The sequence below is a fragment of the Shewanella sp. SM23 genome (assembly GCF_025654295.1).
GTDB classification, from domain to species: domain Bacteria; phylum Pseudomonadota; class Gammaproteobacteria; order Enterobacterales; family Shewanellaceae; genus Shewanella; species Shewanella oncorhynchi.
The window spans coordinates 1-11,478 of record NZ_JAKKRM010000021.1 but is presented as its reverse complement, the minus strand read 5'-3'; the positions used below and the strand labels follow the sequence as shown (position 1 = coordinate 11,478).

Sequence of the window (11,478 nt, the reverse complement as noted above, 5' to 3'; positions counted from 1 at the left end):
GCCTTTTGTTTATTGTGATCAGTATCAAACACAGGTTAAAATGCGCCCACCTTACGCGCTGGCGCATTTTCGGTTGGCAGGATAGCTCCTCCAACGGATTGAATGAGAATTAGAGGAAAACATGAGTAACGAAATCAAAACTCAGGTAGTGGTATTAGGTGCAGGTCCTGCAGGTTATTCTGCGGCTTTCCGTGCTGCTGACTTAGGTCTGGAAACCATCATAGTTGAACGTTTTAGCACTTTAGGTGGCGTGTGTCTTAACGTGGGTTGTATCCCATCTAAAGCCTTACTGCACGTTGCTAAAGTTATCGAAGAAGCCAAAGCGGTTGCCGCTCACGGTGTGGTCTTCGGCGAGCCAACTATCGATTTAGATAAGTTACGTGGCTTTAAAGAAAAAGTCATTGGCCAATTAACTGGCGGATTGGGCGGCATGTCCAAAATGCGTAAAGTTAACGTGGTTAACGGTTTTGGTAAATTCACAGGCCCTAACACGCTAGAAGTGACTGCTGAAGATGGCACTGTGACTAAAGTGACTTTCGAGCAAGCGATCATTGCAGCGGGTTCTCGCCCAATCAAACTGCCATTTATTCCGCATGAAGATCCACGTATTTGGGATTCGACTGACGCATTAGAACTGAAAGAAGTTCCAGGCAAGTTGTTAGTGATGGGCGGCGGTATTATCGGTCTAGAAATGGGTACTGTGTACGCTTCTTTAGGCAGCCAAATCGACGTGGTTGAGATGTTCGACCAAGTGATCCCAGCGGCTGATAAAGATGTAGTTCGCGTATTTACTAAGCAAATCAAGAAGAAATTCAACCTGATCCTTGAAACTAAAGTCACAGCGGTCGAAGCCCGTGAAGACGGTATCTATGTTTCTATGGAAGGTAAGAGCGCGCCAACGGAAGCCGTTCGTTACGATGCCGTATTAGTGGCTATTGGCCGTGCACCTAATGGCAAGTCGTTAGATGCTGAAAAAGCAGGTGTTAACGTTGATGAGCGTGGCTTTATCAAGGTTGATAAGCAACTGCGTACTAACGTACCGCACATCTATGCTATCGGCGACATCGTTGGTCAACCAATGTTGGCTCACAAAGGCGTGCACGAAGGCCATGTAGCGGCTGAAGTTATCGCTGGCATGAAGCACTACTTCGATCCAAAAGTCATCCCATCAATTGCTTACACTGACCCTGAAGTCGCTTGGGTTGGTTTGACTGAGAAAGAAGCGAAAGAGCAAGGTATTGCTTACGAAACCGCAACTTTCCCATGGGCTGCAAGTGGTCGTGCGATTGCGTCTGATTGCTCTGAGGGCATGACTAAGCTGATTTTCGACAAAGACACTCACCGCGTGATCGGTGGCGCTATTGTGGGTGTTAACGGCGGCGAGTTGTTGGGCGAAATCGGTCTAGCGATTGAAATGGGTTGTGATGCTGAAGATTTAGCATTAACCATTCACGCTCACCCAACACTGCACGAATCAGTAGGCTTAGCGGCTGAAATGTACGAAGGTTCTATTACTGATTTGCCAAACCCAAAGGCAAAGAAAAAGTAATTTAGCTGTCGATTAAAAAAGCGCTCACTTGAGCGCTTTTTTATTGCCTGTATTTTTTTGTAACTTTTATGTAAACAAGCGGATGAATTGAAGGGATTGAGCTGCTACAGTACAGTTATACCCAAGCGACCTCAAAATACGAGTTTCAGAGCGCCCAGGGTGCTTCAATTCAAGGCGCATCAATGAAAAAATGTAGCCACCTTTTGAATTGATGCAACACGGAAGTGGAGTGCCCTGGGTGCTCCGTCCCGGCGGGTTTTAACGCACTTTATGCGGTGTAGGCTATTTTTGACTTAGCCCACTAGGCCTGCAAATAGCCGTCTTGCCTAAAGTGCGTTAAATTCCCGCTGAATTTTGCATTTTGAGGTGGTTTGGGTATATGTATGAAGTAAGTTGTCACATGCAAACAAAAATAATTAGAACAATTCTGACATGTTTCATCCTTTCACTGATTAGCGTCCATTCGGCTTGGGCGGGCGGCTTCGTGCAGCGTGTTTTTACCGATAGAGACGGTTTAGCTGTCACCAGCATCCGAGGTTTAGCCTTAGATGACTATGGTTTTGTATGGGCAGCGACTGAGCAGGGCTTGTATCGGGTCAGTAATTCTAAGGTGCGGCGCATTGATAAAATTGGCACGGAATCACGGCTTGCGGATGACTTTTTAACGACAGTGGTGAACATCGACCGAGACAAGTTATTGGTCAGTACCAATGCCGCGATTTACCTTTACGATATAGTACAAAATCAATTTACCGCGTTTGGTTCTCCCTATCTATTCCCACAGTTTCCAGGTGGTGCGCTGATATCGGCAGCCCGCAAGAATAGCAAAACATGGCGATTATTAATTGATAATGGTCAGATCTATGAGTTTTCCCCTTCAAAGTCTGAACTGCGCCTTATCACCCAATTAGCTGTTAATCGCGACCTTCCTTGGCGCAAGTTATTACTTATGCCCAATGGACACATGTTGGTTGCGGGGCAGTTGCAGCTAGAACTTCTCGATAACAAGGGCGAACGGCTGTTCCAATACCCTTGGACCGAATCTATGGGCAGTATTCTCGATATGTTGGAGGATACTCAACATAGGATCTGGATTGCGACAGGGCGTGGTGTTTATCAATTAGATCAAATCGCTCATCAAATTACACCTGTGCCAGAATTACCCGATTGGAGCACAGCGATCATTGAAGATGCTAAAGGGTATTTGTGGTTTGCCAGTCGTATTGGCTTGTTAAAATGGTCGCCTAAGACGCGGTTGATTGAGAATTATCAGCAAGAGTTGAAGGCTGAGGCCAACATGGAAACGCTGAAAGCCATGTTGTTTGATGATGCAGGCTTGATGTGGGTTGGAGGCTCTGGTGATGGATTGGCATTGTTAGCGTCACCGCCTGATTTCATTCTTGATACTTATGCGGCAGATGAACCCTATCAGCTGAGCGATGCCATGACTTGGTCTGTACATGCCAGTGATGAAGGGGTTTGGCTCGGTTCTTCTAGTTTAGATTTTGTTGCTAAGGGCAGTAAAAAAGCGGTTAACATTCCGATTGAGGGGTTTAATCCCCACGAAAGTATTTATGATATTAGTGAGTTTGAGGACCATTATTTACTGATCTCAACAACCAGTGGTCTTTTTGTTATTGATAAAGAGACCTTGCAAGGCAGCAGTTTTTCTAAATGGACTCACGGTCAGGATGACTTTAAAAATAAGCTCATATATAAAACTTATCGGGATCCCAAACTGAAAGGACGCGTCTGGATTGCGACTACCACGGGACTCTATTTTTGGGAAATGGGACTCTATGAGCCCCAGCCATTTGATATTGATAAGTCATCGAACGAATTTGATGGCCCCAAGCGGCCAGTGATCCGTACAATTTATCGTACCTCTGACGGTCGTCTTTGGGTTGGCGGTAAAAAAGTCTTTGGTTACATAGACAGTCAAAACGAGTTTCATGATCAACGGCACTTATTTAATGCTTTTGCGGCACAACCAACGATTAGCCATATTGAAGAAATGTCCCCGGGAATTATCTGGTTTGGTTCCTATGAAAAAGGTTTGTTTGAATATCATCAGCAGGCGGAATCGTTAGTTTCACTGACTTCCGAATGGCAATTAAATTGTAGTTCAGTGTTTTTTATTCAAAAGACCCCTAAGTCAAATCTTGTGGGTTGTGCTGATTCTTTGATTCGTCAGGATATTCAAACAGGCAATATCGCTATGTTTAATCAACTCGATGGTTTGATTTCCGATGAAATGAACGAGGGCGCTTATTTTTATTCGCCAAAAACAGGCTTTTACTTAGGAACACCTGAAGGTGTGATGCGACTCGATGTCAATAGGCTGGTCAATCGTATAACCGATGACCATGTGATGCTTGAATCTGTCTCTGTGTACTATAACAACACGACAGAAGTATCCTTGTTGCCGCGTAACCTGATGACCATCAAACCCGATGCGAATATGGTGAGTTTTCAAATCACTAACTTAGATTATCTCGATGATTCGCCAATCCAATTTAAATACCGATTACGTTATCAGGATGAAGATAGCCATTATGTCTTGTTGCAGGGGGAATCTCAGATCAACCTCGCAGGATTAGCTGCGGGTGGCTATGTTTTAGATATTTTGAGTCAAGTTAATGGGATATGGTCAGATAAGCCGTTTTCTTATCCTTTTTATGTTGAGCAGCATTGGTGGTTATCCCAAGGTTTTAAAGGTATTTTGCTGCTGTTATTTTCAATTATTGCTTTAAGTCTTGCTTGGTACCGACAACGACAGATCAATACATTTAAGCAGATGAATCTGGCATTAACGGAGAGTGAAGACAGGTTAAGGCAGTCTTTGCGCGGCAGTGACTCAGATCTCTGGGAGTGGCATAAAAATACTCAGGCATTTCACCTTGATAATCGCGGTTCGGTGCTTGGTACGCATGCCAATGAGATTGTGGTGAGCTTAGAGGATTTGCCTGTGCATCCGCAGGATAGGGAGAAAGCTCTCGCTCAGTGGGATAACATGATGGCGGGTGAGATTGACCGATTCGAGGCCGAATATCGCTATCAGCGTAAGGACGGTAATTGGGGATGGCTGAGGGTTAGAGGGCGGCCAGTTGCTCGCAATAAGCACTCAAATGAAATTGAACGGGTCGCGGGTATTTATAGCGATATTACTGTGCAACGCCAGCTAGAAGATGAAATTAATTTATTGGCGAAAGCGTTTGGCAATACCTCTGAAGGTGTGTTGATTTTAGATGTCGAAGGCGGTATTCGCGTTGCGAATTACGCTGCGCAACAAATTATTGGTATAGATTCTGACGACTTAGTCGGGCAACCATTTGCACAATTCGTACAGATGAATGACGGATTAGCATCGGAGATTAAGCAACTTCTCCGTGATAGTCAGTCTTGGACCGGAGAGCGGGAGTTAATCCGCGCCAATCAGCAACTTTGTCCTGTGTGGCTAAACGTGTCTGTGATGCAAAGCATTAACGGGAAAGTAACCCACTATGTGGTGGTATTCTCGGATATCACGGAGCGTAAACGTACTGAAGCCGATTTACGCCGTTTGGCTAATTACGATGTGCTTACTGGGTTGCCAAATCGCTCCTTATTTTCTAGCCGTCTATTACAGTCGATTCAAGCTGCGCAGCAAACAGGTGAGAAACTGGCGCTACTGTTTTTAGATCTCGATAGATTTAAGCATGTTAATGACTCCTATGGTCATAGCATGGGCGATGCACTGCTGGTCGAAGCATCAAGCAGGTTGCAATCTTGTATTTCCAGCGAGCATTTACTCTGTCGTTTTGGTGGCGATGAATTTGTGATTTTACTCCGCAATGCAAACAGCATTGACGATATTAACCATGTCGCCGAGCGCCTGTTGGAGCAAATTGTCGCGCCTTTTAAGTTGTATGGTCGGGAATTTTATATTTCGACCAGCATAGGCATCAGCATTTGGCCCGACGATGCGGTGCAGCCAGAAGCTTTTATCAAGAATGCCGATCTTGCTATGTACCATGCCAAAGAAGAAGGGCGAGGGAATTTTCAATATTATTCCTCGGAGCGTAATGCTCAAGCCCTCTATCATTTACGGCTAGAGGCCGATTTACGCAAAGCGATAGAGCGGCAAGAGTTCGAGCTTTATTACCAGCCGCAAATTGATATTTTGCGTAATGATAAGCTCATAGGAATGGAAGCATTAATTCGCTGGAAACATCCGCTGGACGGCTTTATTCGCCCCGATATTTTCATCAAAGTCGCCGAGGCCTGCGGTTTAATTGTTGATATTGACCGCTGGGTATTAAGACAAGCCTGTGTGCAGGGAGCCAATTGGACTAAGCGCTATGGCTCGGGCTTTAAGTTGTCGGTTAATATTTCGGCGGTGCATTTTAGGCAGCCAGATTTTATTGAAGATATCCAAAGAATTTTACAAGAAACCCAAATGCCAACTGCATCTTTAGGATTAGAAATCACCGAAGGCGTATTGATGAAGGAGTTGCATGTCGCTAAAGACCATCTGACTCGATTGAAATCTTTGGGGATCGAGGTTGCCATCGATGACTTTGGTACTGGGTATTCTTCACTGGCTTATTTGCGTAATTTTGAGGTCAATACTCTAAAAATTGATCGCTCCTTTTTGATTGATATCGCCACTAATACCGCAGATCAGGCGATTGTGAGCAGTATTATTGAATTAGCCCGTAACCTTAAATTAAATGTGGTTGCTGAAGGGATTGAGACGGTTGAGCAGTTAGAGCAAGTCTTTAGCCGTGGCTGTTATATTATTCAAGGGTATTATTTTGCTAAACCTATGTGCGTTGATGATTTTGAGCGCTATTTAGAGACAGATAACAAAATCGTCTCTATTGATCATTAAGCTAGAAACATAGTCTATTATTGGCTCGCGAATACTTAATATTTGTACAGCTGATGGGCAATCGTCTGCACGATATAAGCCAGTGAGCTTGAGATGTAAACGTTATCGTCTTCAGTGATGATGGATATTTTGTTTAGCAGTTTATTCAATTAAACTTCATCTGTTTGTATAAAGAGTACACAAACTTATCACTAGTCGGTCCAGATAAAATATGACTGACGGTTAAATCGATAAGTTTGTTAATATAACTCGGATTTTTATCCCATAAAAAGTAGCCTCACATGATGCGTCAACTACTCGCTTCTATTATTTTGTGTTTGTGTGTTACCCCGTCTTTGGCTGCAGAGCGCCTTAAAATTGGTGTCGTACTCAGTGGTGGTGGTGCTAAAGGCGCTGCTCACGTCGGCGTGCTCAAAATATTAGAAGAACATAACATCCCAGTCGATTATATCGCGGGCACCAGCATAGGTGCCTATGTCGCTGGCATGTATTCACTGGGTTACAGTGCGAGTGAAGTGGAAACTATCATGATGGGGGTCAACTGGGACAGTGGCTACTCGGACACCATACCGCGCAATATTTTGAGTTACAGGGATAAACAGTTACGCGACCGTTACAATATTCCGTTAAACATTGGCTATAACGAAGGCCAAGTGAGGGCGCCAAGTGGTCTGCTACGTGGTCAGACTATGTCACAACTTTTACGTCAGTCGACAGATCTGGTACAGCAATTTGGTCATTTTGATGATTTAGCCATTCCCTACCGAGCGGTTGCAACCGACTTAGAAACTAGCTTACCTGTGGTGATTAGTCATGGCAGTATGGTTAAAGCCATGCAAGCGTCTGCAACTGTACCTGGTGCACTTCAGCCAGCACAAATTGAAGGCAAGTTATTGGTCGATGGTGGTATTGCTAATAACATGCCCGTCGATGTGGTTAAGGCCATGGGAGCCGATATTATTATCGCCGTCGATATTGGCTCGCCTCTGGTCAAAAAAGATAAATTAGACAGTACTATCGCAGTGCTCGATCAGCTCTCTAATTTTTTGACCAATGCCAGCACTGAAAAACAAAAACAATTACTGACAGATAAAGATGTATTGATCCGACCCGCGATTGACGCCCTCAGCACCACTGATTTCACTATTATGCCGCTGGCATTAACCCTTGGAAAAGAAGCCGCTAATGGTCAGCTTTATAAGTTGAGCAGTATGAGCGTGAGCCCTGAGGAATATGCCGCCTACGTCGAGGCTAAAAAAGCCAAAGGTAAATTATTAATGGCGGATGTACGTCATCCCATTAATGAAATCGTATTTGAAAACCAATCTAAGGTGAGTTTGAATCTCTTGACGGAAACCTTGGATATTAAACCTGGGCAAGCTGTATCTAAAGACGAGCTTAATGAGGCGTTAAAGCGTATTTACTCCCTCAATAAATTTGAGCGTGTCGATGCTGAATTTGTAGAAGGTGAGGATGGCCGCATACTCACTGTCACCACTAAGGCTAAGTCTTGGGGGCCGAATTATTTCCAACTGGGCTTTAATTGGGAGGATGACTTTAATTCAGAATCTGCCATCAGTTTTGACATGGCTTATACCATGACCGATTTGACCTTTAATGGTGGTGAGTGGCGCAATGAGGTGAAGCTCGGCATTGAAAAGTTGTTTGCAACTGAGTTCTATCAGCCTTTAGACAGGGACCAACAGTTCTTTAGCCGTGCCCGTTATCAATACGATACCCGTGATTGGGACTTATACGATAATAACAGTCGTATCTTAACCTTCGACAAGAAAACCCATACGATTGAATTAGGCATAGGTTATAACTACACCTTACAAGGGATGATTGAGTTAGGCTTAGTCGCAGAGAAGGGGTCGATAGTCAATGATGTTTGGCTAACGCAGGACTTAGATTTTAGTTCCTATGGTGCTTACTTTAGGTTCGGTTACGATAGCTTAGATAGCATTAGCTTTCCAACATCAGGTAATCGCGTAACCTTAAACGTTTACGTGCGCAATGAAGATTTCAATGACAGTATCGACGATAATCAAAACCAATTTAGCGTGCAAATAGAGGCCGACTGGAAAGGTGCCTTGAGTGTCGGTAACCACGCTTTTGTTGGTAAGGCATCAATTGCTACTAACAATAATGATGGTGTCAATACGCTGCATTTATCTGAGCTGGGAGGATTCTTAAACCTGTCTGGTTACCATAAAGACTCAATTATGGGCGCACATAAAGTGTTTGGGGCCTTTATTTATCAATATGATCTCGGGCGTGATGCGCTAGGTATGACAGATTACCCTCTATACCTAGGTTGGAGCTTAGAGGCGGGAAATGTCTGGGACGAGCGCACTGACGTCACCCTGACCGATCTGATTTATGCATCGAGTCTTTATATCGGTACAGATACTTCCATGGGACCCGCAGCACTTGGTTTTGGGATCACAGATCTTGGCGATAAGTCCTTCTATTTATTTGTGGGTAAAAACTTCTAGTTTGAGATTTGTGTAAAGAACTTAAGGGCATGACTGAGGTTGTGCCCTTACTTTTTGGTCGATGGAAAAACTATAAGCGTCATCCCTATGGAAGTTACCTTGCCGAAATAGCTAAGAGTGTCGCTAAAGTGTCATATCCTTTTACAAAATCTTACTACTGTGAGGCGTGTCAAGATGCTAAGGTTTTGCGGGAAAAATAATAACTCTCAACGGAAGCTGGGGAAAACAATGAAGAAGATAAGCACACTGGCACTGAGTATCGCCTTGAGTTTAGGTTTAGCGGCTTGTAGTACTGAGCCTAAAACTGAAGCCGTCGCGGTGTCTGGCATTGAATTGCAAAACTTTGATGCCTCAGTTCGCCATCAAGATGATTTCTATTACAGCGTTAATGGAAAATGGTTGGCAAATACGCCTATTCCAGCTGACAAATCTAACTATGGCGCGTTTTCTGTGTTGTACGACCAAAGCCAAGATGCATTGAAGAAAATTATCGACGAAGCGGCCGCTAAAAAGAATCCTGCTGCAGGCTCTAATGAACAGAAAATCGGTGATTTCAATGCTAGCTTTATGAATACCGATTTGCTTGAAACATTAGGTGTTACTCCGCTTAAGCCATTGCTGGCCGATATCGCTGCCGCAAAAACGCACGCTGACTTACCCGCTGTGATGGGTAAATTACTGACGACGGGTTCTGGTATTCCTTTTGGTTTTTACGTCAATAATGACGCTAAAAACTCAACTCAGTATGCGGTGTATTTAAGCCAGTCGGGCCTTACGTTGCCTGACCGCGATTATTACCTAAAAGATGATCCTAAGTTTACCGCTAATCGCCAAGCCATGGCCAAGTATGTGACAGACATACTGACCGAGGCGGGTTACAAGGATGCTAAACGCGCGGCTAAAAACGTCGCCGACATCGAAATGATGATCGCTAAAAGTCAGTGGAGCCGAGTCGAATCCCGTGATGCCAACAAGGCATACAACAAGTTAGATCGTGCTGAACTGCAAAAGTTAACCGGTCAATTCGATTTTAATGCCTTTGCTGCGAGTGCGGGCTTAGGCGATAAAGTGACTGAAGTGATCGTGCGTCAGCCCTCTTATTTTGAAAAACTCGGCGCCAGTTTCGAGACATTCCCAGTATTGGCTTGGCAGGATTATCTTGCGTTCCACTTAGTGGATAGCTACGCCGAGTTACTGAGTAAAAACTTTGTTGATTTGAACTTTGCCTTTAAGAGCAAAACCTTAATGGGTATCGAAGAGCAGCAGCCACGCTGGAAAAAAGCAGTTGATGGCGCCGACCAAGTGATTGGTGAGTTAGTGGGTGAAGAGTATGTTAAGCAATACTTCAAGCCAGAAGCTAAAGCGCGCATGGAAACCATGATCAAAAACTTGATCAAAGGTTTTGAAGTCAGCATTAATGAACTTGAGTGGATGACACCAGAAACCAAAGTCGCCGCCCAAGAAAAACTGGCTAAATTTACCTACAAAATTGGCTATCCAGATAAATGGAAAGATTACTCAGGTTTAGATATCAAGGCTGACGAGTTAGTGGGTAACTACATGCGTTACGCTCAGTTTGAATATCAAGACATGATCAACAAGCTCGGCAAGCCAATCGATCGTACCGAATGGGGCATGACACCACAAACGGTGAATGCTTACTACAGCCCAGTGAAAAACGAAATTGTGTTCCCTGCAGCGATTCTGCAACCGCCATTCTTTAATATGGATGCCGATGATGCCGTTAACTACGGTGGTATCGGTGCAGTGATCGGCCATGAAATTAGCCATGGTTTTGATGACCAAGGCGCTAAATACGATGGTGATGGCAACCTGCGTGATTGGTGGTCAGATAAAGACAGAGAAGAGTTCCAAAAACGCGGTAAGCAGTTGTCTGCCCAATACTCAGGTTATGAGGCAATGCCCGGCAAGTTTGTTAACGGTGATTTGACCTTAGGGGAAAACATCGGCGACTTAGGTGGTTTAACCGTAGCGGCACGTTCGTATTTGATGAGCCTTAACGGCAAACCAGCGCCTGTGCTTGATGGTTTAACGGGCGAGCAACGCTTCTTTGTGGGTTGGTCGCAAGTATGGCGCCGTAATTACCGTGATGAAGAGCTGAGCCGTCGTTTGCTGACAGATCCGCATTCACCGAGCCATTATCGTGCCATGGGTACGCCACGTAACGTGGAAGCCTTTTATAAGGCCTTCGATATGAAAGAAGGCGATAAAATGTATTTAACACCAGATGAACGTGTGAAAATTTGGTAATAAATTCAGCAGATCGAAATAAAAAAGCCAGACAATGTCTAATGCCGATCAGTTAAGACAGATCGCTTGACGATCTCGCTGAAAAGATCAAAATCCGATGACCTCATGTCATCGGATTTTTTTATGCAACTCTCAGAAGCACTCGCCCGTACTCATATTACCCGCCTAACCGAATTCACCTGCTTAGCAGATGTGTTAGAACCTGAGTTAATTCAATCTTGCCTAGACTCTCAGGGCGTTGCGACGTTAAGACGGCGTAAATTGCCGATGGACGCGATGATTTGGGC

At 44.5% G+C, this 11,478-nt stretch carries 5 protein-coding genes; all 5 read left to right on the top strand.

Annotated features, from left to right (window positions below; genetic code table 11):
- Positions 1-121: 121 nt before the first annotated feature.
- On the top strand, positions 122-1,549 hold the full coding sequence (lpdA, locus tag L5L98_RS19315) for a dihydrolipoyl dehydrogenase (protein WP_105250398.1): 1,428 nt from the start codon (positions 122-124) through the stop codon (positions 1,547-1,549).
- Positions 1,550-1,928: 379 nt separating this feature from the next.
- Positions 1,929-6,422, top strand: coding sequence for an EAL domain-containing protein (locus tag L5L98_RS19310; RefSeq protein ID WP_263142911.1), 4,494 nt, complete (start codon positions 1,929-1,931; stop codon positions 6,420-6,422).
- Between the two features lie 281 nt (positions 6,423-6,703).
- Positions 6,704-8,920: a patatin-like phospholipase family protein gene (locus tag L5L98_RS19305; RefSeq protein WP_263142910.1), complete on the top strand. Its 2,217-nt coding sequence runs from the start codon at positions 6,704-6,706 to the stop codon at positions 8,918-8,920.
- A gap of 228 nt (positions 8,921-9,148) precedes the next feature.
- Positions 9,149-11,191 (top strand): M13 family metallopeptidase, encoded by a 2,043-nt coding sequence (locus L5L98_RS19300; protein ID WP_263142908.1) that lies wholly within the window; start codon positions 9,149-9,151, stop codon positions 11,189-11,191.
- Positions 11,192-11,296: 105 nt separating this feature from the next.
- Positions 11,297-11,478 (top strand): transposase domain-containing protein (locus L5L98_RS19295; protein ID WP_263140309.1); only part of this gene is annotated, 182 nt, incomplete at its 3' end.

Coding starts and splice junctions, on each gene's coding strand:
- lpdA (WP_105250398.1), top strand. CDS start 122: ATGAGTAACGAAATCAAAACTCAGGTAGTGGTATTAGGTGCAGGTCCT.
- L5L98_RS19310 (WP_263142911.1), top strand. CDS start 1,929: ATGTATGAAGTAAGTTGTCACATGCAAACAAAAATAATTAGAACAATT.
- L5L98_RS19305 (WP_263142910.1), top strand. CDS start 6,704: ATGATGCGTCAACTACTCGCTTCTATTATTTTGTGTTTGTGTGTTACC.
- L5L98_RS19300 (WP_263142908.1), top strand. CDS start 9,149: ATGAAGAAGATAAGCACACTGGCACTGAGTATCGCCTTGAGTTTAGGT.